General features: G+C 68.4%; 23 protein-coding genes and 1 pseudogene. 7 read left to right on the plus strand and 17 right to left on the minus strand.

Annotated features, from left to right (window positions below; all coding sequences use genetic code 11):
* Positions 1-384 precede the first annotated feature (384 nt).
* Positions 385-1506 (minus strand): porin, encoded by a 1122-nt coding sequence (locus AvAM_RS01235; RefSeq protein WP_026062147.1) that lies wholly within the window; start codon positions 1504-1506, stop codon positions 385-387.
* A gap of 925 nt (positions 1507-2431) precedes the next feature.
* Here AvAM_RS01235 and AvAM_RS01240 point away from each other — a divergent pair.
* The 4 genes from AvAM_RS01240 to AvAM_RS01260 all read left to right on the plus strand — a co-directional run bounded on the left by AvAM_RS01240 (position 2432) and on the right by AvAM_RS01260 (position 8369).
* On the plus strand, positions 2432-3424 hold the full coding sequence (locus AvAM_RS01240; RefSeq protein ID WP_026062146.1) for a tripartite tricarboxylate transporter substrate binding protein: 993 nt from the start codon (positions 2432-2434) through the stop codon (positions 3422-3424).
* Between the two features lie 12 nt (positions 3425-3436).
* A complete protein-coding gene (locus tag AvAM_RS01245; RefSeq protein WP_059400360.1) occupies positions 3437-5245 on the plus strand; it encodes a thiamine pyrophosphate-binding protein in 1809 nt (602 codons plus the stop codon).
* Positions 5242-6744: an aldehyde dehydrogenase family protein gene (locus tag AvAM_RS01250; RefSeq protein WP_017404458.1), complete on the plus strand. Its 1503-nt coding sequence runs from the start codon at positions 5242-5244 to the stop codon at positions 6742-6744. The genes AvAM_RS01245 and AvAM_RS01250 overlap by 4 nt, the downstream gene beginning before the upstream one ends.
* 575 nt (positions 6745-7319) lie before the next feature.
* The gene (locus tag AvAM_RS01260) at positions 7320-8369 is read left to right on the plus strand and encodes an alpha/beta fold hydrolase (RefSeq protein ID WP_199227645.1); all 1050 of its coding nucleotides are present in this window, start codon (positions 7320-7322) and stop codon (positions 8367-8369) included.
* A 16-nt stretch (positions 8370-8385) separates the two neighbouring features.
* On the opposite strand, the gene AvAM_RS25575 is transcribed toward AvAM_RS01260, so the two are convergent.
* From AvAM_RS25575 to AvAM_RS01315, 12 genes are all read right to left on the minus strand, one after another.
* The gene (locus AvAM_RS25575) at positions 8386-8541 is read right to left on the minus strand and encodes a hypothetical protein (RefSeq protein ID WP_158276426.1); all 156 of its coding nucleotides are present in this window, start codon (positions 8539-8541) and stop codon (positions 8386-8388) included.
* A 171-nt stretch (positions 8542-8712) separates the two neighbouring features.
* The gene (locus AvAM_RS01265; protein WP_017404455.1) at positions 8713-9996 is read right to left on the minus strand and encodes a citrate/2-methylcitrate synthase; all 1284 of its coding nucleotides are present in this window, start codon (positions 9994-9996) and stop codon (positions 8713-8715) included.
* Positions 9997-10372: 376 nt separating this feature from the next.
* Positions 10373-10876 carry a MarR family winged helix-turn-helix transcriptional regulator gene (locus tag AvAM_RS01270; protein ID WP_017404454.1) on the minus strand — a complete coding sequence of 168 codons (504 nt, stop codon included), beginning with the start codon at positions 10874-10876 and terminating at the stop codon, positions 10373-10375.
* 675 nt (positions 10877-11551) lie between these two features.
* Positions 11552-12721, minus strand: coding sequence for an alpha-hydroxy acid oxidase (locus AvAM_RS01275; protein ID WP_059400358.1), 1170 nt, complete (start codon positions 12719-12721; stop codon positions 11552-11554).
* Positions 12722-12730: 9 nt separating this feature from the next.
* A complete protein-coding gene (locus AvAM_RS01280; RefSeq protein WP_026062140.1) occupies positions 12731-13705 on the minus strand; it encodes a tripartite tricarboxylate transporter substrate binding protein in 975 nt (324 codons plus the stop codon).
* Positions 13706-13884: 179 nt separating this feature from the next.
* Positions 13885-14778 (minus strand): LysR family transcriptional regulator, encoded by an 894-nt coding sequence (locus AvAM_RS01285; protein ID WP_229883141.1) that lies wholly within the window; start codon positions 14776-14778, stop codon positions 13885-13887.
* Between the two features lie 212 nt (positions 14779-14990).
* Positions 14991-16169 carry a Gfo/Idh/MocA family protein gene (locus AvAM_RS01290; protein ID WP_026062141.1) on the minus strand — a complete coding sequence of 393 codons (1179 nt, stop codon included), beginning with the start codon at positions 16167-16169 and terminating at the stop codon, positions 14991-14993.
* Entirely contained in the window at positions 16166-17143 is a 978-nt protein-coding gene (locus tag AvAM_RS01295; protein WP_017404442.1) for a PDR/VanB family oxidoreductase, read from the minus strand. Before AvAM_RS01295 ends, AvAM_RS01290 begins: the two co-directional genes overlap by 4 nt.
* Before the next feature lie 9 nt (positions 17144-17152).
* Complete coding sequence (locus tag AvAM_RS01300; protein WP_017404443.1) at positions 17153-18130, minus strand: tripartite tricarboxylate transporter substrate binding protein; 978 nt, start codon at positions 18128-18130, stop codon at positions 17153-17155.
* A 32-nt stretch (positions 18131-18162) separates the two neighbouring features.
* Positions 18163-19152 (minus strand): ABC transporter substrate-binding protein, encoded by a 990-nt coding sequence (locus AvAM_RS01305; protein WP_026062142.1) that lies wholly within the window; start codon positions 19150-19152, stop codon positions 18163-18165.
* A gap of 4 nt (positions 19153-19156) precedes the next feature.
* On the minus strand, positions 19157-20476 hold the full coding sequence (locus tag AvAM_RS01310) for a Rieske 2Fe-2S domain-containing protein (protein WP_137745378.1): 1320 nt from the start codon (positions 20474-20476) through the stop codon (positions 19157-19159).
* Positions 20477-20520: 44 nt separating this feature from the next.
* Positions 20521-20982: a bacteriohemerythrin gene (locus tag AvAM_RS01315; RefSeq protein ID WP_088167133.1), complete on the minus strand. Its 462-nt coding sequence runs from the start codon at positions 20980-20982 to the stop codon at positions 20521-20523.
* A 362-nt stretch (positions 20983-21344) separates the two neighbouring features.
* On the opposite strand from AvAM_RS01315, the gene nadC reads away from it, so the two are divergent.
* The gene (gene nadC, locus AvAM_RS01320) at positions 21345-22202 is read left to right on the plus strand and encodes a carboxylating nicotinate-nucleotide diphosphorylase (protein ID WP_103738775.1); all 858 of its coding nucleotides are present in this window, start codon (positions 21345-21347) and stop codon (positions 22200-22202) included.
* A 100-nt stretch (positions 22203-22302) separates the two neighbouring features.
* Here the strand turns inward: nadC and AvAM_RS01325 are convergent, their stop codons facing one another.
* The 3 genes from AvAM_RS01325 to AvAM_RS01335 form a co-directional block, all read right to left on the minus strand.
* Positions 22303-23358, minus strand: a complete 1056-nt coding sequence (locus AvAM_RS01325) for a zinc-binding dehydrogenase (RefSeq protein WP_017404448.1) — start codon at positions 23356-23358, stop codon at positions 22303-22305.
* 47 nt (positions 23359-23405) lie between these two features.
* Entirely contained in the window at positions 23406-24920 is a 1515-nt protein-coding gene (locus tag AvAM_RS01330; protein ID WP_227472697.1) for an aldehyde dehydrogenase, read from the minus strand.
* A 104-nt stretch (positions 24921-25024) separates the two neighbouring features.
* Complete coding sequence (locus AvAM_RS01335; protein ID WP_227472698.1) at positions 25025-25540, minus strand: ABC transporter substrate-binding protein; 516 nt, start codon at positions 25538-25540, stop codon at positions 25025-25027.
* 154 nt (positions 25541-25694) lie between these two features.
* Between AvAM_RS01335 and AvAM_RS01340 the strand changes: the two genes are divergently transcribed.
* Both AvAM_RS01340 and AvAM_RS01345 read left to right on the plus strand, forming a co-directional pair.
* Complete coding sequence (locus AvAM_RS01340) at positions 25695-26078, plus strand: type II toxin-antitoxin system RelE/ParE family toxin (protein ID WP_011805136.1); 384 nt, start codon at positions 25695-25697, stop codon at positions 26076-26078.
* The gene (locus AvAM_RS01345) at positions 26075-26404 is read left to right on the plus strand and encodes a helix-turn-helix domain-containing protein (RefSeq protein WP_011805135.1); all 330 of its coding nucleotides are present in this window, start codon (positions 26075-26077) and stop codon (positions 26402-26404) included. Before AvAM_RS01340 ends, AvAM_RS01345 begins: the two co-directional genes overlap by 4 nt.
* Positions 26405-26416: 12 nt before the next feature.
* Here AvAM_RS01345 and AvAM_RS01350 read toward each other — a convergent pair.
* A pseudogene (locus AvAM_RS01350) lies at positions 26417-26749 on the minus strand (tyrosine-type recombinase/integrase); the annotation flags it as partial.
* Positions 26750-26912 lie beyond the last annotated feature (163 nt).

Raw genomic sequence — 26912 nt, forward strand, 5'->3', positions numbered from 1 at the left:
TCGGCGGTCCGGGAGAGTCCATGTTCAGTGACTGCACGGACGACGCGACGGGCCCTCGGCCGCGGCGCGCGCTCACCAGGCCACCGCGCGAGCCGATCAAGGCGGCGCCGCCGCTCCGGGGCGCAGCTCCAAGCAGGCTCCTTGTGCCGCCCCCAATGCGCGCCACCTTGGCCACCGCCTCGGGCGCGGGACGGTCGGCCCGACCTCGCGCGGGAGACGATGCCCTTGCCCACCTTCTCGGCGCTTTCCCCGGGCAGGCGCCCGTGCACAAAAAAAGGCGCCGGGTTGCCCCGGCACCAAACCTTGGAGATAACAATGCGGGGATCCCGGCGCCCAGCCACCGCGGCCCATCGCGGGGCCGCAGCGGCGTGCCGCCGGTCGCCATCAAAAGTTGTGACGGACCCCCATGTAGATGTTGCGGGAGCTGCCGCTGGACGAGCCGACCAGCATGGCCGGGGCCTGGGCAGTGCCGGTGCCCAGCACGTACTGCGACCCGTTCTTGTTGCTGATCTGTCCCACGCCGAAGTACAGGCGCGTCCTCTTGGACAGGTCGTAGTCGCCGCCAAGCGAGATCCAGTTCGCGTCCCGGTTGCCCGTCAACGCCGTGTAGTCGGACCGGTCGTTGACGCGGGTGAACTGGGCAACGGCCGTGAACTGTCCGAACGGCACGCGCACGCCGAGGTTGGTCAGCCGGAATTCGCTCGTCGAAGCACCGGGCATGCGGGCGATTGCCCCGGTGCAGGTCGCGCAGGAGTTCTTCTCCACCGTCATGCCCAGGAAGAACTTGGCGAAGCGGGCGTCGTAGGAGCCGCCAACCACCATCGCCGAGACCTTGCCCGCAGCATCGTCCGGCCCCTCCTGCCGCTGGAAGCCCGCATTGAGGTCGAAGCCCCCGGCCTGGTAGCGCGCGGATGCGCCGTACCCGCGTCCGATCGTCGTCGAGTTCTCGCCGAAGGAGTACTGGCCGCGGAACTCGATGCCGCCCCAGCGCGGGGACACGTAGTTGACCGCGTTGTCCTGCCGCGCCGACACCCCCATCGGCAGCACCTGGCGCTGCGTGGTGGGGCTGACGTTTCTGGTGAGCGCGAGCAGCCCGCCGGCGCCTTCCCAGACGAAGGCGTCCACACTGCTCTGGACCATGTAGTACGGAGTGGGAATACGGCCCATCTGCAGCGTGCCGAACCGCGCATCGCTCAGGCCGACCGACGCCTCGCGCCCGAACGCGCGACCGCCTTGGCCGAGCGTGCCGTCGTCGAGGTTGATGCCCATCTCGAGGCGGAAGACGGCGGCAAGCCCTCCTCCCAAGTCCTCCACGCCGCGAAAACCCAGGTTGCTCCCCGCACTTCCGCCCGATACCAGCCGATTGACACTCGAGCCCCCCGATCTCGGCGAGTCCATCCCGGCATCCACCCGCCCATACATGGTCACGCTGCTCTGGGCATTGGCTGCGCCGCAAACGCACAGCAGCGCGGCGCATGCAACCGCATGCTTGGCCATTCCGTTCATAGTTGTCTCCTTCGTTGAACTTGGGGCTTGGCCCCGATTCCTCTTCTTCACATTGCGCCTGGCGTCTCATGGGAAAGCTCCACGCGCAGCCCGCCAAAGACCACATCGTTCGATGACTCGCGGGTTCATCGTGGTTCCTCCGGCTCGTTCAGTATAGATAGACGCCTAATCTTTTGATAGTCGCCTAATCAAATTTTCCGGATTCAGAACGCCCGGCTGTGGCGGGCGTGCGACGCTTTCACGCCTGACCCGTTGGTGGCCGCGAAACACTGGCAGAGACCATCCCGCACGGCATCGGAACCAACCCGGATTGATTGGATGATCAATGCCTCGCGCCGGACTCCGCAGCATCCCGTCGGGTTCGAATCCCGTTGTCGCCGCAAGGAGCAATGGACGAACGAAGACGGTGCAACGTCGATTCACAACCGATGGGGTGCCTGGCCAGCGAGCCAGTCGCGCGCCGGCCTCTGCCCGCCGTTCACGGGCACGCGGGCACGTCCGCCAGCGGCGTTCTTCCAAGTTCCACGCGCTGCTTATCGGGCCATCGCCGGCCCGCTGCACCGGTGCGCGAGACCGTGGTCACCGTGCAGCGGCACACGGACATGCGGACCGGTTGTCAGGACAGTGCGGCGTCTTCACCAATGCCCGCGAGGCACGATGGAAGCCGAGCGCATTGGCCATGCGGGCGCACAGCGCACCTCCGGGCGCGAGAGCCCTGCGCACCCTGGAGGACAGGATGGCCACCGGGCGGCGCCGGTTGAACCATCGATCAACCTCGGGATGAACCCTAGCTCGCCACGCGGGCTGCCACGCCGCGTTGCTTCTTCATAGGTTGACCGCGCATTCAAGCTTGATGCACATCAACCTTGTTCCTAGGATCGGGATCTTCTTAGGGCACGTGTAGTTGCCTGCAACCGGAGACACCATGAAGAATCCATCAAGCCCCACTCGGCGCTCGCTGCTCGCGGCCGCCGCCATGATCGCCGCAGGCTTCGGCCACTCGGCCATCGCACAAGAGAACTATCCCACCAAGCCGGTCACCCTCATCGTGCCCTTCACTCCCGGCGGGAGCAACGACGTCATCGCCCGCGTGATCGGCCAGCGGCTCAGCCAGATCTGGAACCAGCCGGTCATCGTGGACAACAAGGCAGGCGCGGCCGGAAGCATCGGGACCGACCACGTGGCCAAGGCCCCTGCGGACGGCTACAAGCTGCTGATCACCAACAACAACACCATGTCCATCAATCCGGTGCTGTTGCCGAAGACGCCGTACGCCGTCGCGCGCGATTTCGCCCAGGTCACGCAACTCGGCGCGGTGCCGGTCGTGCTGGTAGCGAACTCGAACGTGAAGGCCACGACCGTGAAGGAACTCGTGGCGCTCGCGAAGGCCACTCCGGGCAAGCTCACTTATGCCTCGTCGGGCTCCGGCAGCCCGCAGCATCTGTCCGCGGAGCTCTTCAAGGCGATGACGGGCACCGACATCACCCACGTCCCCTACAAGGGCGCGGCGCCGGCCATCACCGACATGCTGGCCGGGCAGGTCGATCTGCAGTTCGGTGCCATCAACTCGCTGCTGCCGCACATCCGCACCGGGAAGCTGCGCGCGCTCGCCGTGGGTGGCACCCGGCGCGCCAGCCTGCTGGCCGATGTCCCGACCATGGCCGAGGCCGGCCTGCCCCAGTACGACAGCGAGATCTGGCTCGGCCTGGCGGCCCCCGCGGGGACCCCTGCGGCGGTCATCAAGCGGATCAACGCCGATGTCACCAAGATCCTGAACGAGCCCGAGGTGAAGGAGAAGCTCGCCGAGCAGGGTATCGAGACGCGGCCGAGCACGCCGCAGGAGATGACCAAGCTCGTCGAGAAGGACACCGCGCGGTGGGCGAGCGTCATCAAGAGCGCGGGCATCAAGGCCGATTGAGCGGAGCACCCATTGAATTCGAAGCAAGCCATTCCTTTGCGCCGCGACATTCCCGCAGCGGGCGCCGGCGCCGGCAGCCTGTGGGCCAGCGACGCCATCGCGGAGATGATCCGCGCGCTCGACATCCCCTATGTCCTCCTGAACCCCGGGTCGAGCTTCCGCGGTCTGCACGACAGCCTGGTGAACCACCTCGGCAACATCGACCCGCAGATGCTGGTCGTGCTCCATGAGGAGCATGCCGTCGCGATCGCCCATGGCTACGCGAAGGTCGCCGGAAAGCCGCTGGCGGCGATCGTTCACAGCAACGTGGGCCTGATGCACGCGTCCATGGCGATCTTCAACGCCTGGGTGGACCGCGTGCCCGTGTTGGTCCTGGGCGCGACGGGCCCGGTCGATGCGGCCAAGCGGCGCCCCTGGATCGACTGGATGCACACCGCGCAGGACCAGGGCGCGCTGGTGCGCGACTTCAGCAAGTGGGACGCGCAGCCGGCTTCCGTCGCCGCGTCGTACGAGGCGCTGCTGCGGGCCAAGCAGATCGCGCTGACCGCACCCGCCGGCCCCACCTACGTGTGCTTCGATGTCTCGCTGCAGGAGACGCGCATCGATGCGATCCCGGCGCTGCCGGACGTCAGCCGCTACCAGGTTCCCTCCCCCGCCGTGCCGGGCAGCGATGAGCTGGCCAGAGCCGCAGCGCTGCTGTCCTCCGCGGCCCGCCCGGTCATTCTGATGGGGCGGGTCTCCAGGTCTAGCGAGGGCTGGCGCCAGCGCATCGAGCTGGCCGAGAAGCTGAATGCGCAGGTCCTTACGGACCTGCGCGCCGGCGCATCGTTCCCCACCGACCATCCGCTGCACGCGGCCGTGCCGGGCGTCTTCCTGACCCCGGACGCGGCCGCCACGCTGCGCGCCGCCGACGTCGTGCTGAGCCTGGACTGGTACGACCTGAACGGCACGCTGCAGCAGGCGTGGCGCAACGAGAGCGTCGGCGCCAAGGTGATCCAGGTCTCGCTCGACCACTACAGCCACCGGGGCTGGAGCATGGACCACCAGGGCCTGCCGCCGGTGGACGTGTTCATGCCGGTGGAGCCGGACGTCGCCGTGCCCCTTCTCTGCGCTGCCTGCACCGAGCGCCCTTCGGCCCTCCAGGCCCCGAAGAGCCCGATGGCCATGCCCCCGGTTCCGCAAGACGGGACGATCAGCATCGCGATGGTCGCCGACGCCCTGCGCCGGGCCGCGGGCACGCAGCCCATCACCCTGATCCGTGTGCCACTGGGCTGGAGCGGCGAGATGGGCCACTTCCGCGATCCGCTGGACTACCTGGGCATGGACGGCGGCGCCGGCATCGGCTCCGGGCCGGGCATGGCCGTCGGCGCCGCGCTGGCGCTGCGTGGAACCGACCGACTGCCCGTGCTGATGACCGGCGACGGCGACTACCTGATGGGCATGACAGCACTGTGGACCGCCGCCAATGCTGGCGTTCCCCTGCTTACCATCGTCTGCAACAACCGGTCGTTCTTCAACGACGAGCTGCACCAGGAGCGGGTGGCCCGCGATCGCGACCGCCCGGTGCAGAACCGGTGGATCGGGCAGCGCATCGGAGATCCGGACCCCGATCTGGCCGCGCTCGCGCGCGGGCTCGGGCTGCAGGGCCTCGGACCGACGGACAGCCCGTCGGAGCTCGACGAGGTCCTGGCCCGCGCCGTCGCTGCGGTGCGCGATGGAGCGACCGTCGTCGTCGACGTGCACGTCACGCCGGGCTACAGCGCCGCGATGGCCTCCGGCATGACCCGCTCCCATGAGGACCAGGAAGGAGGCCAGCCATGACAGCGGCCCCCATCGTCCTGCCGGACAGCGGCGACCTGAGCCCCTACGTCCAGCGAGTCCTGCCCCGGTCGAGCGGGCTGTTCTGGGACGGCCGCTGGCATGAAGGAGCGGACCAGGCGATCGCGACCTTCAACCCGTCCACGGGCGAGCGTCTGGCCGACGTGACCTCGGCGGGTTCGGCGGAGGTCGACGCCGCGGTCGCCTCGGCGAAGGCCGCCTTCCCGGCCTGGGCCGAGACCCCGCCCCTGCAGCGCGCGGCGCTGCTGCGGGAGGCCGCGCGCCGCGTGCGGCTGCATTCGCGGGAACTGGCGCTGCTGGACGCCGCCAACTGCGGCAATCCCGTGCGCGCCATGCAGATGGACGCGGAGATCGCGGCCACCCAGCTGGACTATTTCGCGGGGCTGGTGCTCGAGATCAAGGGCGAGACCATCCCGACCGCGAACGGCGCGCTGAACTACACGCTCAGGGAGCCGCTCGGCCCCGTCGCACGGATCTTCCCGTTCAACCACCCGTTCATGTTCGCGGCAGGCAAGATCGCCGCGCCGCTCGCGGCGGGCAACACGGTCATCCTCAAGCCGCCGGAACAGGCGCCGCTGTCGACCATCCGGCTGATGGAGATCCTGGACGGCCTGTTCCCCCCGGGGGTGCTGAACTGCATCGCTGGCGGACGCGAGACGGGTGCCGCGCTGTCCGCGCACCCGGATGTGGCCGCCGTCGCGCTTATCGGAAGCGTCGGCGCCGGCAAGGCCGTGCTGCGGTCCGCCGCGGACACGATGAAGCGCACCTTGCTGGAGCTGGGCGGCAAGAACGCGATGGTCATCTATCCCGACGCGGACCTGCGCAGCGCGGTGGAGGGGGCCGTGCGCGGCATGAACTTCACGTGGTGCGGGCAGTCGTGCGGCTCCACGAGCCGCCTGTACGTGCACCGCTCCCTGCACGATGAATTCATGCAGCGCATGGCCGAGGAACTGGCGCGCAAACACCGGCCCGGCATCGCGACCCACCTGGACACGACGATGGGCGCACTGGCGAGCCGCGCCCAGTACGACCGCGCGCTGCACTACATCCAGGCCGGCATCGACGAGGGCGCCGTGCTCCTGACCGGCGGCCACGCGGCGCGCGATGCGCAGCTGAAGGACGGCCTGTTCATCGAGCCGACCATCTTCACGGGCGTGCGGCCCGACATGCGGATCGCGCGCGAGGAGATCTTCGGCCCCGTGCTCTCGGTGTTTTCCTGGGACGACGAGGACCGGATGCTGGTCGAGGTCAATGGCACGGAGCTCGGACTGACGGCCTCGGTGTGGACCACGAGCCTGAACACCGGCCTGCGCGCCGCCAAGCGGATCCAGTCGGGCTACGTGTGGGTCAACGAGTGTTCGGTGCACATCCCTGGCGCGCCGTTCGGCGGCTACAAGCAGTCCGGCGTCGGCAGGGAGGAGTCCAAGGAGGAACTGCTGGAGTTCACGCAGCTCAAGAACGTCAACGTGAAGCTCGGCTAGAGACCATGGTTGCTCGATAGGTTGCCAAGAGGCTCGTCGTCGGCATCGTGGATTGCGCGCTTTCGTGTACCGGGCAAGATGCGACGCGCTCTCCAGCCACGATCCGTATGAACACAGGTCTTCCTTCGCCTGTCGAGCGACCACCCTGTCCAGCGCCCGGCCCGCCGGAATGCTAAAGGGGCCCGCGCCATGCGGAACGCTGGTTCCGCCGCGCCCATCCACCGTACGGCCTGCCCCCAAGCGCAACTCGCATATCGCCTCGGGAAATCTCTCCTGCGAGTAGCCGGCCAGGTCGCTCCTCGAGCCCATCGACATCTGCGGCATGACGACGCAACACAGCTCCTCGAGGTCTGGGGCCAGGGCGTCGCTCCGCCCACGTTCAGTGAGGAGGTGCAGGTGCTGTCGCGGCGGCTGGACAGCGCACAACAGGGTTCGCCCCAGCTTTCATATTGTTAGTCGATTAACAATAATGGTCGGCATGGCCTGGCCGCGCTGGGCCGTCCTCGCCAGACGCTCCGGCGACCGTCCTGCACTGCCAGAGTCGATGCCAATGCCACAGAGAACCAGGAGACAAGATGCACAACACGCCCCCCGCCTCCCGCCGGAGGTTCTTCCGCACCAGTGCTGGCATGGGTGCCGTCCTAGCCGCGGCCACCAGCACCGGCGCCTCCGGCGCCAGCACGCCCCCCCACGCCGCCGTGCGGGTGCGCAGCGGCTTTGTGGCCGGTCCTTCGACCTACTACGAGGTTCTGGAGCCGGTCGCGAAGACCCGCAAGCCGCCCATGGTGCTGATCCACGGCGGGGCGCACACCGGCTCCTGCTACATGGCGACCGCCGATGGCCGCCCGGGCTGGGCGCCCTTCTTCGCAGCCCAGGGCTACCAGGTGGTGGTCCCTGACTGGGCAGGCACCGGTCGCAGCGGCTACATCCCCTACGACGACCTGTCGGGCGAGACGGTCGTGAAGGGCCTTGGCAAGGTGCTGGCCACGCTGGACCGCCCGGCGATCGTCATGACGCATTCGATGTCGGGCCCCTTCGGCTGGAAGCTGCTCGAACTCTTCGGCGACCGCATCGTCTCCCTGGTGGCAATCGCACCTGGCGGGCCGGCCAACGTCAGCGCGCCGACCGAGTTCCTGTCCAGCACGTCGGACGACGTGGAAGTCCGCTTGGCACCCGGCGCTCCGGTGCTCAAGCTCAGCCGCAAGCTGCCCTTCGTTGCCGAACCGGGCTGGGCCACGAAGAAGCTGGTCGGCAGCAGCACGCGCTTCCCGCGCGAGCACCTGGACAGCTACCTGGCCAGCCTGACCGTCATTCCGCCCCGCCTGCTGCTAGAGCGGGTGAACTATGAGAACAGCGCGCCCCGTGTGACCGACCCCTCGGGCTACAAGGGCAAGCGCGTGGCCCTGATCATGGGCACCAACGACGCGGACCACACGGCCGCCATCGACAAGCCCATCGTCGACTGGCTGAACGACATCGGGGCGCGCGCGGAATTCATTCCGCTGGGCGACCGGGGCATCCAGGGCAACGGCCACATGATGATGATGGAGAGCAACAGCGACCAGTTGGCAGCCGGTATTGCCGCCTGGCTGCAGACCGGCAAATTCAGCGCCTCGGCGTCCTAGTACCTCCGGGCAGTGCTCAGGCCAACTCCGCCGTGATCCAGCGGCGCAGGCTGTTGGAGTAGGCCAGGTCGGTGACGCGCGGCAGGTCTTCCACCCGCACCATGCCCTCTTCCAACCACCACCGCGCGGACGCACCGCTTAGCAGGCGGCAGCGCAAATGCGGAGTGGCCATCGCCGTCATCGGGGCTGCCCCTCGCAAAGAGGGAGACGCACGAGTTCGCAGCGGCAGGCCGGTTGCCGCGGGCCCGCAATGCCCGGCGTCCAGTCCGCTCCTCCAGAGGATCGCCTCTCGGCTCCGAGCGACACAGGGCGGCGCTAGCGACGCGCACGGGCCCTGCCACGCTCATGGGCGGGGGACGTAACGGGCGCGCGGCCGCCAGAGGCCGGTCACGCCGCGCTGCTCCTGCACATGCGCAGCCCAGCCGGCCATGCGCGCCACCAGGAAGAAGACCGCTGCCGACCAGACGGGAAGCCGGAGCGCCCGCACCAGGCAGACGACGGCGAACTCATGCCTTGGATGGTCCGCGAGATTCTCCTTCGCCCAACCGACGAAGTCGGCGACCTGTCGCATGTTGAAGGAGTCGTCAGCCAGTTCGGTGGCGATGGCGAGCAGGTGCTTCGCGCGCGGGTCGCCGCCCAGGTAGAGCGGATGCGTGAAGCCGGGGATCCGCTGCGCCCGCTGGTGCAGGCGCAGGGCCTTGTCGCGCAGCGCCGTCGCGGACGGCCTTGCGGTGAGGAACCGGTCCACGACCGCATAGTGCCCGGCGATCTCGGTCCCGGCGCTTGCGCAGATGCCCACGGCAATGCAGTCGAAAAGGTTCGCGCCTCCCGAGGCAGCCGCCCGGACGGCCAGGGTGCCCGGCGGCAGTTCGTGGTCCGCGAGGAGCACGAGCAGCGCGTTCACCGCGCGGATCCGCGCTGGCGTGGTTTCGCATCCGAAGGACCGGATCAGCGTCGAAGCGATCGATTCGGAGCGCTCCGGCAGCGTCAGCGCGCGGGCCGGGCCGACGCATCCCAGCGCTTGCGCCACGGCACAGATCAGCAAGCGCGCCTCTTGCACGACGCCCGCGTCCAGACCCCCACCGCCCGACATCCTGCGGCTGCGCTCCAACTGGAGAGCCAGCATCGCGAGCGATCCGTACACGCGGTGAGGATCGGTACCGTGCAGTATCCGCAAACCGGCCTCGCGGGCCAGTGCCTGGTCGCGCGGAGGGATTCTCCAGGCGCCGGCCCTCGCGACATCGAGAGGAGCGCCCCAGAGCAATTCGCAGACCCGCTCGAACGGAACGCCTTGCCGCGCGAGGTCGCAGGCCAAGTAGCCCCGGTAGGCTGGACCCGCCTCGGTGATTTCCGTGATACCGCTGCTGACGATGGGCGGCCCATGGTCCATCGCACCGGCTGCCGCCGCGGCATGGCCTGCACGGGCGGCCGCGCGCGCCATGACCCGTTCGATGTCCGAGCGGCTGTACAGGTGCGCCTTCGTTCCGGGCTGGGGCACGCTGCGGATGGCCCCCCTGCTCACATAGGCGTAGAGCGTCTGCGGGCGGACGCCCAGAAGGGCAAGACTGGCTTTCGCATCCAGGAAATCCGGCTGCCGGCACGACGTGGGATCGGGGCATGTGCTCATGTGGGCTCCGCGCGATTCCAGCGTTCGACGGCACGTAAATCCCGAAACCGCGCTATGTCTCCGTAGGTCTAATCATTAGGTCTCTAATTATCTCACAGGCTGCCAGGCAGAAGACGGCGGCACTGGCCCGGCGGGTTCCGGCGTGCGTTCCATGGGGCATCCATGCCACTCGCCTGTGGCGCGCGGGGTCCACTGGGTGGCATCGTCGACTCGTCGACCCACATCGAGACCGATGCGGCGCGGCTGGCCGCTCGGGCGCACTGCGCCGCGGCGGGACCGATGCATTTGAGGGATTGGGGAGAGCGTGGCACTGCCGCGAGGCGCGGTGCGCTTCCATGGCGCGCCGCACCCAGGGCGCGGCCATCGGCAGCGCGGGCTACGGTCTTGCGGATGACTGAGCGGCGCCTGTCCGCTTCGGATCATCCTGAATGCACTCGTCGCTCGCCAGGTTGTCGATGATCTTCAGCAGCGAGCGCCGCACGATGCTGATGTGGGCATCCGTCAGGGATCTGATGGCGAGCGCGTTGACCTCCTCGGCCAAGGGCACGAGCTTCGCCTTGAGGCGCTTGCCCGCCGGCGTCAGGAAAACGTAGATGCTCTTGCGGTTGTCGGGACGCTGCTTTCGCAGGACGTACCCGAGCTCCTCCATGGCCTTCAGGGCGATCGCCGTGGTGGGCGCCATCACACCGGCCTCCGCGCTCAGTTCTGCCTGGGTGAGCCCATCCTTCTCCCAGAGAATCCGCAGGAAGGTCCAATGGCCGAGTTGGACGTCGTGGCGCGCAAGACGGGTCTGCAGCGATCGAAGAAAGGAGCGCGTCGCGTCCTTCACCAGATGCGCTAAACGGTCGTCGGGAACGCCCTCATGCCAGTGCTGCAGCATACGGCTCGCTACCTCCGCCGACTCTTTCCCTGCCTTTTTTGCCAATTTTCATTCCTCAATGCATCCCAACGGACGCTCTGCCCGGCCGACCCCCTGCAAGACAGCGGCGATCGGCGTACATGAACGAGCCGACGGACACGAAGAAGCGGGAGGAGGTTGAAAAGGTGCTGCCCAGGCCAAGCGGACCGCACAAATATAGCACCGTACATTCTGCTGTTCTCAGTAGGCGGCATGCTGATCCAGATCACAAAACCATGCGGTTGCACGGGCAATGCCGGGACGATGCCCAACGCCTTCGTTCTGGCAGGCCATAGACTTTTCGCCCCGCGTCGCACGCTTGGCACCAGGCTACGCGCGCACTTCGGCGCGTCAACCTTCAGCGAGCGGCTTCCCGTCCGCTCGAGACAGCGGCGGCCGATTGGCTTCAGCGCCCCGCTCCGCGGCTGCGCCGCCCGGGATGCGCGTGCGGGAGTTGCGCACCTCTTGACCAGACCACGGTGCCTGCGACACGCGGCCCGCAGCTTGCGCCTGCGGGTATCGCGAACTGCCGGTCCCGGCGGCATCACCGCCCCCGCCGAGGAGGTCTATGCCGCCCCTGCCAAGGGGCCTGTGCCGCCGATGCTGCTTCGGTCCTTCTCCGGCGCCGGCCGGGAAACTGCAGTTTTTCCCGCCGCGTCATGCCGGCTGCAGGCCAACGTGCTGGTGCCCCAGCGCGTCCACCGAGTCCACCCCCAACAAGCCCATGACGCGGTCCGTCTCCTGCAGGAGGATCTCGAGCGCGCGACTTGCGCCGGCCTCCCCCGCCGCAGCCACGCCGTACAGGGGCGCCCGGCCCAGCAGCACGCCGCGCGCGCCAAGGGCGAGGGCCTTGACGATGTCGGAGCCCCGCCGAAAGCCGCTGTCGACCAGGACGGGCATGCCCCCGGCAGCGGCGGCGACCGAGGGCAGCATGTCCAGCGTGGCGGGCAAGCCGTCAAGGCTGCGCCCGCCATGGTTGGACACCACGACGGCGTCCGCCCCATGGGAGGCGGCCAGGCGCGTGTCGTCCGCGGTGAGGATGCCCTTGACCACCAAGGGGCCCGCCCACTGCGAGCGAAGCCAGGCGACATCCTCCCAGCTGTAGAACGGATTGCGCTGCGCGCGGGTATAGGCGGCCAGCGCGTACGCGTCGGAGCCCGGTGGCAGGAACTCAGCCAGGTTCTCGAAGCGCGGCATGCCGCGGGCGAACCATGTGGAAACGACCCATCGCGGATGGGTCGCCGCGTCCCAGACGATGCGCGGAGAGAAATGCAGTGCATGGGCGAATCGGTTCCGCACATCCCGCTCACGGTTGCCCGGGATCAGCGAATCGACCGTGACCATGAGCGCGCAGTAGCCGGCCGTGTGTGCGCGCGCCAGCAGCCTGGTCGCGACCTCGCGTCCGCCCCACGGATAGAGCTGGAAGAACTTGGGTCCAGCCGATGCCCTGGCCACGGCCTCGATGTCGTTGTTCGAGCCGGCGGACAGCGAGAACGCCACGCCCGCCGCTGCGGCCGCGCGCGCCAGCATGAGGTCCGCGTCCGGCACGTAGATGCCGTTGAGGCCCGTCGGCCCGATCATGAAGGGCGCCGCGAGCCGCTGCCCGAACAGCGTGATGGACAGGTCGCGCGAGCCCTTGCCCGTGACCATCCGCGGCAGGAGGTGATAGCGGTCGAAGGCGGCGCGGTTGCGCCGCAGCGTCACTTCGTCCTCCGCGCCGCCTTCCAGGTAGTCCCAGATCACCTGCGGCAGCCGCCTCTTGGCCAGCCGGCGGAGATCCTCGATGTTGACGACCGACGGAGGCTGCAGTTTGCGGTGTGAATGCATGCGCCTCGCCTACTCCGCGCGGATTCCCGCCGCCTGGATGATCGGCCGCCAGCGCGCGATCTCGCTGGTGATCAGGTCCATGAACATCTGCGGCGGCCCGGGCGTGACGTCGACGCCCTGCGATTGCAGACTCGCGCGCGTGGAAGGGTCGGCCAGGGCCTTGTTCAGCGCCGCGGTCAGCTTGGCGACGACCGTGTCGGGCGTGCCCGCCGGCGCCATGATCCCGTACCAGGCGCTGGCTTCCACGCCGGGCAGCCCGGCCTCGCCGGGGGTCGGCACGTCCGGCAGGGCCGGGGAGCGCTTCTCGCCCATGACGGCCAGCGCCTTCACGCGGCCGGCCTGGATCTGCGGCAACGCCGACACGAGCGGCTCGAAGATCACCTGGATCTGGCCGGCGATGAGGTCCGTGATGGATCCCGCGCTGCCCTTGTAGGGCACATGCGTCATCTGGATGCCCGTGCGCAGCTTGAATAGCTCGCCCGCCAGGTGATGGGCGGAACCCGTGCCGCTCGAGCCGTAGTTCACGGCGGTGGGCTGGGCCTTGGCGCGCTCGACCAGGTCGCGCAGCGACCCCGCCGGGAAGGCCTTGTTCGCAATCGCCACGAGGGGCATCATGCCGATCTGCCCCACCGGCCGGAAATCCTTCACGGGATCAAACGGGAGCTTGTCGTACATGCTCGCCGCATAGGCGTGCGCCGAGGGCGTCACGATCAGCGTGTAGCCGTCGGCCGGAGACTTCGCGACGATGCCGGCCGCGAGCGTGCCGGCGGCCCCGCCCCGGTTCTCGACGATTACGGGCTGCCCCAGCGAATCCCCCATCTGCTGGATGAGCGACCTGGCGATCACGTCCGTGGGGCCGCCGGCCGGCGCGCCCACGAACAGGCGGATCGGCTTCGTGGGGTAGGCGGCGCTCTGCGCCTGGGCGCTCGGCTGCAGCTGCAAGGCCAGGCTCGCGACGACGAGCGACAGCATGCGAAATCTCATGAGGTATCTCCTGAATGGTTCTTGGAAGCGGAAAGGATCCCGGCGCTTGCGCCCGGCCGGGTGCCTCCGGGGCGATCCCGGATGCTCGGTCCAGCGGACTGGCCCGCCGACCTGGGAACAAGCGAAGCGCCGCCCGCGGCACGCGTGGGGAAGGTGGCCGGCTGCATGACGGCACGCTCCTAGTCAAGCACCCGCCTCTGCAGCGTGTCCCGCACCAGTGTCCGCAGCCAGCGGTGCGCCGGATCCTCGTGCTGGCGCCTGTGCCATATCTGGATCACCTCCACGCTGGGCGATGCGAACGGCAGCGGCAGGGCCGCGATGCCTTCCTTGCCCTCGAACGCGCCGGCGAGGTCCATGGGAATGATGGCCGTCAGGCCGGTCTGCGGGATGATGGTCAGCAGGCCGAGGTAGTGGGGAATCGTGGCCACCACGTTGCGGTGGATACCCATCGCGGCCATGGCCTTCTCGATGACCTCCTGGCTGCGGCCTTCCGTTCGCACTGCGATGTGGAGCGCCGACTGGAAGGAAGCGAGGTCCAGCTCGCCGCGCGCGGCGAATTCCTTGTTGCCCGTGATGCACATGAACCCGCTGTTGCGCAGGAGCCGCTGCTGGAAGACGCCGCCGTTCTTAATGTCGGGGAAGTACCCGATCGCGAGATCGACGCCCCCCGATTCCAGCCCCTCCTCCAGCTTCTCCACGATCGGCGAGACCGTCCGCAGCCGCACGCACGGCGCCTGCTTGCGCACGGCATTGATCACCATCGGCAGATAGCAGGTCTCGCCGACATCCGTCATGCAGATCGTGAACAGGCGCGACGAGGTGCGCAGGTCCAGCGCCACCTTGGAGAAGATCTGGCGGCGTGCCAGCTCGAGGGCCTGGCGGATGGGCTCCGCGACTTCCAGCGCCTTTGCCGTCGGCTGCATCTCGTTCTTGACGCGCACGAACATGGGGTCGTCGAACGCCTTGCGCATCTTCGACAGCGCGTGGCTCATCGAGGGCTGGCTCAGCTGCAGCCGCTCGCCGGCCTTGGAGACGCTGCGGGTCTCCATGAGCGCCTCGAAGACGACGAGCAAATTGAGGTCCTCGTGGGACGGTTGCATCTTGGCCTACCCTTTGGCTGGATCGATGGGAATCTCCCCGGTCTGGCGCGGCGCGCCATGAAATCCGGGCCGCCGCGAGGTGCGGGCCGTGGCGCCTGGACCGCCCCCGGCGGCCCGCACGCGCCGGTGCCTTCTCCGGCCACGGCCTGCACGCGGAGCGCCACGGCGCACGCAAGGGCGCCGCCTCAGCGCAGCAGCTCCACGTCCTTGCCCGAGCCCGCCGACTCGAGCAGCGCCAGGCACACCTCCAGCGTGGAGCGCGCCCATTCGCCGTCATGCAGCGGCGCGGTCCCGTTCACCACGGCCTCGTACAGTTCGTCGATGACCTCGAAGCGGGGCACCGCGGGCCGGCCCAGCGGCCGCCGCTCCTTCGTGAGGTCCCCGTACACGCAGACGCTGTCGGGCAACGGACGGATATCGCCGCGCTCGCAGGACACCACGACCGGCCCGAAATGCTGGTGCCACGCCGGCGGCGCGCCCGCGGACGCGGGCACGTAGCCGGGCCCGCCATAGGTGCCGGCCGCCTTCAGGCGCGCCTCCTCCTCCGGCGAACCCACGGTCGCCAGCTTGCGGCGCGCGGCGCCGTACGCCTCGGGCGACTTCTCGGCGCCCATCTCGCCGATCCAGCCGCACCATTCGTCCGAGTCGAAGTGCCCGTAGCCGTTGTAGCTGACGCTGGCGAACGCCCCGCCCTCGAACCACAGCAGGGCCGAATAGGCGCCCTGGGTCGGGCGCCTGGGGTCCCAGTCGCCTGTGATCGCGCGCACCCGGCTGACCCGCGTGCCGGCCAGCAGGCGCACGATGTCGACCTGGTGGGCGGCCTGGCTGAACACCACGCCGCCGCCCTCCTCCGTGCGCAGCTCCTCGGGACGCCGCGGCCGGTAGAGGAAGTCGGTGTAGTTGAGCGCGTGGATCATGCGCACCCGCCCGAACTCACCGCCCAGGGCGATCTCGCGCGCGCGCAGGTACGGCGTGTCGAAGCTGTGGCAGTGGCCGACGATGAGGTGCACGCCGGCGTCCCGGCAGTCCCGGATCATCGCGTTGCAGTCGCCGAGGGACAGCGCCATGGGCTTTTCCACGAGCACGTGCTTGCCGTGCCGGGCGGCGATGCGCGCCTGCTCCGCGTGGAACTGGTGCGGGCTGGCGATGTAGATCGCCTCGACGTCCGGGTTGGACGCCAGGCCCTCGATGTCCGGGTACACCGGCGCATCGAAGTCGCTCGCGAAGCGCTCGCGCGCCGGCTCGCGCGGGTCGCAGGCCGCCACCAGCCGCACGCGCGCGTCGCGCTGGAGCGTGGGCAGCATGAGCGTGAAGGCGCGGCCGAGTCCGGCGACGCCGAGTCGAAGTGGGCGGCCGGCGTTCACAGGTCGATCACCAGTTCGTCGGACTTGGCCCGGGAGACGCAGATCATGATCTGGCTGTCCATCTCCTCGGGCAGCAGCACCATGTCTCGGTGGTCGGCCTCGCCGCTCAGCAGCTTCGTGCGGCAGGTGCCGCAGGTGCCGCTCTCGCACGAGGACGCCGCGTTGCAGCCGTGCTCGTGGAGGACCGACAGGATGGACTTGCCGACGGGCACCTCGAACGCCGCGCCTGAGCTGGCCAGCTTCACCAAGAAGGGCTTGTCGTCGGGCCGCACGCCCCCGCCCTCGTTGAAGCTCTCGAAGTGCACGTTGGCCGGCGACCAGTGGCCCGTCATGTCGCGCACCGCCTCCATCAGCGCGCGCGGGCCGCAGCAGTACACGTGGGCCGTGTTGGGCTTCTCCAGCACCGGCCAGAGGTCGAAGGCGCGCGCGGGGTCCCCGTGGCTGTGGTGGATCCGCACGCGGCTCTTGAGCTCGGGGGCGCCGAGCTCCTCGCGGAAGGCCGCAGTCTCGGGAAAGCGCGTCAGGTAGATGAGCTTCCACGGTGCCGGCGGCAGTTCGCCGAACGAGCGGATCATGGACAGGATCGGGGTGATGCCGATGCCGCCCGCGACGAAGAGGTAGCCCTTGGCGTTCTCGACCAGCGGGAAGGCATTCGAAGGCAGCGACGTGGGCAGCGTATCGCCCTCATGCAGTTCCTCGTGCATGGAGAGCGAGCCGCCCTGCCCCTCCGGATCGCGCTTGACGGCGATGACGTAGCGGTGGCGCTCCGCGGGATCGTTGCACAGCGAATACTTGCGCAGCATGCCATTGGGGGCCTGGACCTTGACGTGCGATCCCGGCGTGAACGGCGGCAGCTCGCTGCCATCGGGCTGTACCAGCTCGAAGCTGCGGATGTCGCGCGCCACGTCGAGGATCCGCGCCACGCGCAACGGCATCTGCGTGTCGGAATGGGTTTGGGGTGTGGTGAGCGTCATGACGCGCGACTACTCGGCCTTCAGCTGCGCCCGCGCGGCGGCGTCGGTCACCTGGGCCTTCTCTGCACGCAGCGCCCGCGCGAGCTGTTCGGGCGTTCCGCCCGCCGGGTCGACGCCCGCAGTGCGCAGCTGCTCGATGACCTCGGGGACCTTCACGATCCTGTTGATCTCGGCATTGACCTTGGAGATGACCTCGCTCGGCGTACCGGTCTTCGCCAACACCGCGACCGTGAATGCGAAATCGAAGCCGGGGATCTTTTCCGCCAGGGTAGGCATCTGCGGTGCCAGCGGGGAACGCGTCGTCGAATTGGTGGCCAGAAGGCGCGCCTGGCCCGACTTGACGAAGCCCATGAGCGACGGCGGCGAAGCGAACACCATGTCCACCTGTCCGCCGATCATCGCGGGGACCGAGACGGCGCTGCCCCTGAACGGAATGTGCGTCATCGAGATGCCCAGGCTTGCATTCATCGCCTCCATCGTCAGGTGGTGGATGCTGCCGTTGCCGGCGGAGCCGTAGTTGAGGCCCCCTGGCTTCGCCTTGGCCAGCGCGACGAGTTCGTCCAGCGTGTTCGCCTTGACGTTCGCGTTGACGGCGAGGAACAGCGGGGCCTTGCCGACGAGGGCGATCGGCACGAAGTCGTTGGCCGCGTCGTAGGTGATCTTCTTGTTGATCAACGGCGTGATCGACAGCATCGGCCCATCGGTCACCAGCAGCGTGTAGCCGTCAGCCGGGGACTGCAGGATCGCGGAGGCGGCGACCGAGCCACCCGCACCGGGCCGGTTGTCGACGTAGACCGCCTGCCCCAGCGTATCGCCCAGCGACTTGGCGATGATGCGCGCCACCGTGTCGGGAAGGCCGCCGGCGGCATAGGGAACGACGAGCTTGATGGCGCGGCTCGGATAGGCCTGGGCATGGGCCAGGGAGCCGAATGCGAGTTGGGCGATGCAGGCCAGGCCAACCAGCCAGGCGGGGATCTTGTGCTTCATGGTGGGTGTCTCCAGTTGTGGGTGGTGCGGGATCAGATGCTGTAGGTCTCGTAGGTCGCGGGGTGGAAGAGCTCGCTGACCGGCACGTGGCGCGATGACAGGCCCTGCTCGTAGTGGGCCCGCACGAAGGTCTCCAGCGTCCTGGCCGAGGCCGCCACGCCGTACGACCAGAAGTCGTCCCCCATCGCCTCGCGGGCAGCCTGCAGCTGCTCCTCGACGAAGGGCAGCGTGACCTTGGTGGCCGAGGTGTCCGACAGCAGCTCCAGCGCGGCGGCCTTGGACTGGGTGAAGGCCTTGACGAGCGCGGCGGGAAGCCAGGGGTGCTTGGCGGCGAGTTCCTTCCTGACGGCCGCCACGTGCATGATCGGGAACACGCCCGTGCGCCGGTAGTAGTCCTTGGCCACCGCGGTCGGGTCGTCGAACAGCCAGCCGATGTTCGGGTTGGCGAGCGCCGACCGGCTCGGCGGGCGCGGCGCCATGAAGCCATCGATCTCCCCGCGGTCGAGCATCTGCGAGATCGTCGCCCCCTCGGGCGCCTGCTCGATCCGGACGTCGTCCGGCAGCTGCAGCTTGACCTTCTCGGGCCGCCCCGGCGTCTCGATGCCCCCGCGCACCCAGGTCACGTCGGAGGGGCGCACGCCGAAGTCGTCCTGCAGGATCGCGCGCGCCCACACGTTGGCGGTGAGCTGGTATTCGGGCAAGCCGATGCGCTTGCCCTTCAGGTCGGCCGGCTCGCGGATGCGGTCCTTGCGCACGTAGATCGACGTGTGCCGGAACGCCCGCGAGAGAAACACCGGTAGCGCGATGTAAGGGCACTCGCCCCGCGAGTGCTTCACCAGGTAGCTGGAGAACGAGAGCTCGGTGATGTCGAAATCGACGCTACGCATCGCCCGGAAGAACATCTCCTCGGGATTGAGGAGCATGTACACGGGATCGACGCCGTCGATCTGAACGCGGCCGTCGAACAGCGCGCGGGTGCGGTCGTAGTCGCCCATGGCGACGGAGAGTTGGAGTTTGCTCACGGGATCAGGACTTCACGGAATAGGAGGGTTCGAACTCGGGACGGTTTTCGCCGTCCAGCCAGACATAGCGGGTCTCGTAGGTGCGCCAGTCGGTCGTCTTGGGGACGATGGCCTGGAAGGAGCAGACGGCCGGCGTGGCCGCCTCGGCGCCGGTGCCGATGGCAGGCGCCCCCTGGTCGAAGGCTTGCACGGCCTCGAGCATCTGCTTGCGGAATTCCACGATCGCCAAGTCGCTGGCGCCCAGACGGTCATGCGTGCGGTCGGCGATGGCGCCCATGGTCAGCCACATCGCCACGTCCTGGTTCGGGAAGCCGGTGATGCCCGTGAAGTTGCCGGCCTTCATGGCGTTGCGGTCCTGCCAGAACCTGTTCGCCTCGTTGCGCAGGGGGCGGTAGTTCTGGTCCAGGTCGACACCCACCGTCTGGCGCAGGAACTTGCGCCAGGTGTCGGTCTCCGGCGTCTGCGACGGGTGGCCCCAGGCGATGAAATAGAACGCCGTGCTCGTGTCGTCCATCGGCACGTTGATGTTGGCCACGTTGTAGAGGTTGTTGGGCGGGATCAGGGCCGTGGCCGGTGCCACGAACACCGTCGAGCGCACGTAGTCGTTCTCCGCGGCGTTCGTGATCGGGCGGCGCAGCGCGGCATAGCGGAAGCCGAAGCCGGTGCGCTGCACCTGCATGCGCGGCGCCTTGTCGGTGGACGGGCGCAGCCAGGTCTTGTCCGTGGCCTTCGCGCCGTCCACGCGCGCAGGAACCATGTCGGAGGAGTGAAGGCTGGAGCTGTGCGCGGAGTCGATGGCACCCTCGAGGATCTGCGCCCAGTTGCACGGCAGCAGCACTTTCGCGATGCTCACCCGCGTGTCCGCCGTCGGCGCCCACGGCGGCGGCTGGAATTCGGGCATGGTCTCCTTGGGCCCCATGTAGGCCCACACCATGCCAGCCCATTCCTTGGTGGGGTACGCGGTGTGCTTGACCTTGTCGACCATGCCGCTCGAAGCCGGCTCGGAAGCCATCTCCAGCACGTTCCCGTCGACGTCCATCTTCCAGCCGTGGTAGAGGCAGCGAAGCCCTCCCTCCTCGTTGCGGCCGTAGACCAGCGACGCGCGACGGTGGGGACAGTACTCATCCATGACGCCGACCCGGCCGTCGCTGTCGCGGAAGACCACAAGGTCCTCGCCGAACGCCCGCGCCTTCACCGGCGTGCCGTCGGGTTCGATCACCTCTTCCACGAGGCAGATGGGCATCCAGTGGCGGCGCATCAGGCGTCCCATCGGGGCGTCGCCTTCGACGCGGCAAAGCAGTTCGTTCTCTTCGTGAGTCATCATGATGTCATCTCATCTCTAGTGGTGGTTGCTTCAGGGGGGTTGAACTAGCAGGCCAGGGCGGCCTCGGGCTTTCGGCCCACGCGCAGCACCACGGGCTTGGCGCCGTGCTGCAGCTTGCAGAGCCAATGGGTGAGTGCCGAGTCGAGGTGCTGGACGTGGGGCGGAAACCAGGCCGCCAGCTCGTCCGCCACGCGGCGGGCCACCTCGACCTCCCCGCGCGCCAGGCGGGCACGCACGCCGCGCAGCGTGGACAGCACCGCTTCGTGCTCGCTGATGTGGCAGTCGCGCGGCGGAAACGCCGTCGTGCGCATCAACTCGTTCTCGGCCGCGAAGTGCGAGGCCGCATGCTGGAGCACCGCGTCCAGCGCCTGCGCCATCTCGGGCGCGGCGGCGCACCGCATGCGCTCGATCAGCTCGGCCAGTTGCTCGTGCTCGCCATCGATCGCCGCATGCCCGAGCAGTAGCGAGTCTGACCAGATCGGCGCCGAGGTTTCAGTGGGGTTCATGGCGGGGAATGCGGGCACCGTCTGGCGGTGCCCCGTTTTGTTATTCGCCTAATGATTTTAGGGGCACACGTTGATCCGGGCAACGGTTTTCCCTACGGGGTTTCCCTAGAATCATTTGGTCTCTAATAATTTTGTAAACTCGGACTCGATGTGTACGCATGGCGGTGCGTGTGCGTGCGTGCGCACCGGTTCGGCCGACGGGCAAACGTCTCCTCCAGTCGCGCGCATGAGCGAGGTGAGGCCGCAAGCCATGCTCCGGCGCCGGTGGCCCCGGTGGCTGGCGCTCCGCCGGCCCACGCAAGCACAGGCGGCACGGCCGCGCCGGGACGCGGCCTCCCCAGGATGAACAAAAAGGATTGAACGTGAGTGAGAGAGAGTTTCTGAAGCAGGTGCACCAGGACGTCGAGCGTGCCTTGGACGAGGATGTCGGCCCGGGAGACCTGACCGCGGAACTGGTCCCGGCGACCGCCCGCGCCACGGCCACCATCACGTGCCGCCAGGCGGCGGTCGTCTGCGGCCGGCCCTGGGTCGAGGAGATACTGCACCGCCTGGCGCCGACGGCGCGGGCCGACTGGCGCGTACCCGATGGCGGCACCTGCGTGCCCGGGCAGGCCGTCGTGGTGATCGAAGGCGTGGCGCGCGAGCTCCTCACCGCGGAGCGCACCTGCCTGAATTTCCTGCAGACGCTCAGCGGCGTGGCGACCAAGACCGCCCGCTATGTCAAGGTGGTCGAAGGCACGCGCGCGGCCGTCCTAGATACGCGCAAGACCATCCCCGGCCTGCGCGCCGCGCAAAAGTACGCCGTGCGCTGCGGCGGCGGCCAGAACCACCGGATGGGCCTGTACGACGCCGTCCTGATCAAGGAGAACCACATCGCGGCAGCGGGCGGCCTGACGGCCGCGTTCCGCGCGGCGCAGGCGCTCAAGGGCCGCGTGGCCTTCATCCAGGTGGAGGTCGAGACGCTGCGGCAGTTGCAGGAAGCGCTCGACGCGGGCGTGGACATGGTGCTGCTGGACAACATGCCCCTGGAGACCGTCCGTGAAGCGGTGCGGCTGGCCCAGGGCCGCTGCAGCCTGGAGGTCTCCGGCGGCGTCACCTTCGAGACGCTGCGGGCCTACGCGGAGACCGGCGTCGACCGCATCTCCGTGGGCGCGCTGATCAAGGACGTGACGGCCGTCGACTTCTCGATGCGCTTCAGCGAGCGGCCGCTGGAGGCCTGAGCCGGGACCGCGTCGCGTCGGCGCGCATGCCGGCGACCGGACGGGCCCGTGCGCCGGGCCGTGGCCCGCATACGCCCCCGGTACCGGCGCCCCGCCGCCATCAGAGCAGGAACACGCCCTTGCCGCCCACGCCCTGGTCGAACAGCCGGTAGGCCTCCTCGGCCCGGTCCAGCGTCCAGCGGTGGGTGTACAGCTGGCCGACGTCGAGCCCCTTGGCGGCGACGAAGGCGGCGCACTCGGCCTGGCCGGTCGTCGAGAACGTCCACGACCCCATGACCGTCATCTGGCGGCGCAGCAGCTCCGGACTGACGTTGATGCGCACCTCGCCGCCCTCGCCGACGAAGCAGCAGGTCCCCCAGGTCTTGGCCGCACGGATGGCCGCGCTGCGCGCGGATGCCGCCCCCGAGGTCTCCAGCGACTTGTCGACGCCCTGCCCGCCGGTCAGCTCCAGGATGGCTTCTGCGACATCGCCGTCGCCCGACGGGGCGAAGGCCACGTCGGCGCCCAGTCGGCGTGCGTGCTCGAGCCGCTGCTCGTTCGTGTCGATGGCGATGACGCGCGCATTCATGGCCCGCGCGAACTGCGTGGCCGACAGGCCGACGGGCCCCTGCCCGAAGATGGCGATGGTGTCTGCCGCGGACAGGTGCATGCGCCGCAGCGCCTGGTAGGCGGTGCCGGTTCCGCAGGCGATCGCCGCGCCGGCCTCGAAGCTCAGCGAATCCGGCAGCGTGACCACGGTGTTCGCCGGCACCTTCAGGTAGGGCGCGTGGCCGCCGTCGTCGTTGTTGCCGTACACGCGCACCATCGGCTGGACGTTGCGGCACAGCTGCTGCCAGCCGGTGCGGCAGTGCGCGCAGGCGTTGCAGCCCTGGTAGTGGTGCACCATGACCCGCTGCCCGACCCGCGCGAGCTGCGCCGGCACGGCCGAACCGACCGCGCAGACGATGCCCGCGGGCTCGTGGCCGGCGATGGGCGGGCGGCCGATCAGCGATGGCATGTAGGCAGGCTGGTCCAGCGGCCTGCGGTAGTTCTGCAGGTCGGTGCCGCACATGCCGGACGCCTTCATCTCGATGACGACGTCCAGCGGCCCGGGCGTCGGGTCCGGCACCTCGAGGTACTCGATCTTGCGGTTCCCGGGAAATACGACACCTCTCATCGTGGCTCCTATGCGATGGATCTGTGGCTGTGCGGCCGGGAGGGTGCCTAGGCCTTGAAGGCGAACGGGTCGCGCACCTCGTCGCCGAGCTCGCACCAGACGCTCTTGGTCTGCAGGTAGTGGTTCACGGCCTCGGTGCCGTTGACGCGCCCGATTCCGCTGGACTTGTAGCCGCCGAAGGGCGAATTGAAGGCCAGCGTGCGGTAGGTGTTGAGCCAGACCGTTCCCGCCTCGAGCCGCCGCGCCATCAGGTGCGCGCGCCGGAAGTCCTTGGTCCACACCCCCGCGGCCAGCCCGAACTCCGAATCGTTGGCCAGGGCGAGGACCTCGTCGTCGTCTTCGAAGGGCATGACCGCGAGGACCGGCCCGAAGACCTCCTTGCAGATCACCGGATTGGCCGCATCCGCCCCGCCCAGGATCGTGGGCGCGAAGAAGTAGCCGCCGTCGAAGCCTGGCACCGCCAGGCGTTCGCCCCCGCAGAGCACGCTGGCCCCTGCGGCCACGGCCTCGCGCACGATGGCCTGGTCCTTGTCCAGCTGGGCCTTGCTCGCGACGGGCCCCATCTGGGTGGCCTGCGCCAGCGGGTCGCCGACCGCGATCCGGCCCGCCCGCCGCACCAGGCGGGAGACCAGTTCGTCGTAGATGCGGCGGTGGATGTAGGCGCGCGAGCCCGCCACGCAGGTCTGGCCCGCCGCCGCGAAGATCCCGGCCAGCACCCCGATTTCCGCGCGGTCGATGTCGGCGTCCTCGAAGACGATGTTCGGGCTCTTGCCGCCCAGCTCGAGCGTGCACGGGACGAGCTTCCTGCCCGCCTCGGCGGCGATGGCCCGTCCCACGTCCGTGCTGCCGATGAAGGAGATCTTGCGGACCTGCGGGTGTCCGACGAGCGCCTCCCCGGTTTCCCTCAGCCCCGTCACGACGTTGAGGACGCCGGGGGGGATGCCGACGCTTTCCGCCAGCCGGGCGATCTCGATCGCCGAGGCCGACGTCACCTCGCTGGGCTTGACGACGATGGTGTTGCCCGCGGCGAGCGCGGGCGCGGCCGACTCGATCATCAGCAGCGTCGGAGAGTTCCAGGGCACGATGACGGCCACCACGCCCAGGGGCTCCTTGAGCGTGTAGTTGAGCACCGACGTCTGCGCGACCGGAATGACCGCGCCCTCGATCTTGTCGGCCATGCCGCCGAAGTAGCAGAGCCAGTCGCGCACGATGCGCGCCTGGGTCTGCATCTCCGAGGCCAGCTTGCCGTTCTGCGTCGCCTCGAGCGCGCCGATGTGCATCGCGTTCTCCGCGATCGCGTCGCCCCAGCGCATCAGCAGCCGGCCGCGCTCGGTCGCGGACATGCGGGACCAGGGGCCGCGGAATGCCTTGGCGGCCGCCGTCACCGCCCGGTCCACCTGGTCGGCGCCGGCGATGGCGAAGTCGCCCCAGCGCCGCCCGGTCGTGGGGTTGAAGGACTCGAAGGTACGTCCCGGCTCGGCCGCGACGGCCTCGCCGGCAATGTGCAGGCCGTAGCTGCGGGCGCCCATCTCGTGATTCGGCAGCGAAGTTGACTGCGACATGGTGGCTCGGATCCTCTTTCTGAACAAACGGGGTGGACACGGGCGGCCCTTGCGGGGGCGCGCCGCGCGGCGGCGCCACCCGACCGGGCACGGCCGCCTCTCGCCTACAGCGGACAAGCCGCCAGGTGCGGATCGGCCGTGCCCTCGAGCACGACCTCCTTGGACTTGAGGCTCCAGACGGGTCCGCTTCCATCGACTTCGACCGCGACGAACCGGTCGACCGGGAAGCCGTTCTTTCCGATCCGGTACTGGACCCCGCGAACGGACCGGTAGGCCGCCTTGCGCAGCGCCGCGCTCAGCTTCGCGGCTTCCTTGGTGTTGCCGCCCAGTTCGTCCACGGCGGCCTTCAGCTGCGTGACCATGTCGTAGGACGTCGCGGCGTAGTTCGACGGCAGGCGGCCGTACTTGGCATTGAATTCCTTGACGAAGCGCTTGTTCTCGGCGTTGTCCAGGTCCGCCGCCCAGAAGTCGGCTGTTTCCGAGCCAAGCACGCCCTTCACGCCCGCGGCCTGCAGGCTCGGCAGGTTGAGCTGGTCCAGCGTGAAGGCCGTGAAGGGGTGATCGTACTTTCCGTGCAAATTGGTGCGCTTCGCGAAAAAAGTTCTTTCAAAAACAACCACTTGTGAATATCTGAATTTCCGGCGCGCCGTCCTTTGCGTGCAGATTGGTGCGCTTTGAGGGTTGCGGCTCCCTTTCATCAGATGTCACCGCCATCGTCCCACCGGGCTCAGTTCGGTTTGACGGTCTATGCCTAAATTGGCATAATCACCACTAATGTCCACCCAGCCGCGCAAACCGCTCAAATGGGTCGGCTCGGCCAAGCGGGATCTGGACGGAATGCCCGAGGACGTCCAAGACGTGTTCGGCCATGCGATCGACCTGGCGCAAGCCGGTGGCAAGCACCCGGACGCCAAGGCGCTGAGCGGGTTTGGTTCCGCCGCGGTTTTGGAAGTGGTCGAGGATTTCCGGAGCGACACGTTCCGGGCGGTCTACACGGTCAAGTTCGCGGGCTGGGTCTATGTGCTGCACTGTTTTCAGAAGAAGTCCAAGAGCGGCATCAAGACGCCGAAGGAGGACCTGGACCTGATCAAGGCACGGCTGAAGGCTGCGGTGCAGGATTTTGAGGCTTGGCAAGCAAAGCAAGGAGTAAAGCGATGAGCCAGAACAGCCACATCACCATCGAAGAAGGCAGCACCAACGTCTACGCGGACCTGGGCTATGCCGACGCTGCGGAAATGCAGCGCAAGTCGCAGCTCGCGGCTGAGATTGCCCGCGCCATCAAGGCGCGACGCCTGACGCAACAGGGAGCCGCCGCGCTGCTGGAAATCGATCAGTCCAAGATCTCCCGCATCACGCGCGGCCAGTTTCGCGGGGTCAGCGAGGCGAAGCTGCTGGAACTGGTGGCCAAGCTGGGGCATGACGTGAAGATCGTGGTCGGTCCAGTACGGCGGCGTGCCGGTAAGATCGAGCTGCAGTTCGCCTGACGCTGCGACCCGTCAAGATCGCCGGGCTGCGAAAGCCTCCCCCATCTCCCGCGCCCGCTTAACCTCGTCGCCGTGCAGGTAGATTGAGGTCGTCGAAATCGATGCGTGCCGCAGGTTGTCGCGCACGGTGGTCAATTCGGCCCCGCGCGCCAATGCATGCGTAGCATGGGTGTGGCGCATCCAATGTGGGCTGGCACGGCGCAGTTTCTCGGCCGTGGCCGGGCTGTCCTTCTCAATGACTTCGGCGACCTTTGTGAAAAAGCGTCGCATCACACTCCACAGCCGCGTCGCGGTGATGCCCGCTGTACTCTCTTGATCGAGGCTGCCAATGGGGGTCTCCTCGTTTTCAGTGCAATAAGTGACGGTACGCAAAGCTAGCACTGGCGCGGGGGTGGTCTGGGTAGACCGTTGATTTCATTGACTTTCCTGTTCGCTTTGTAAACGGGTATGGTGGCCTCCCACTTTTGAGGTTCACGATGCAGGGTTGGCACACAACGTTTTTGGGGAT

The organism is Acidovorax sp. NB1, from assembly GCF_005405905.1.
Taxonomy (GTDB): Bacteria; Pseudomonadota; Gammaproteobacteria; order Burkholderiales; family Burkholderiaceae_C; genus Acidovorax.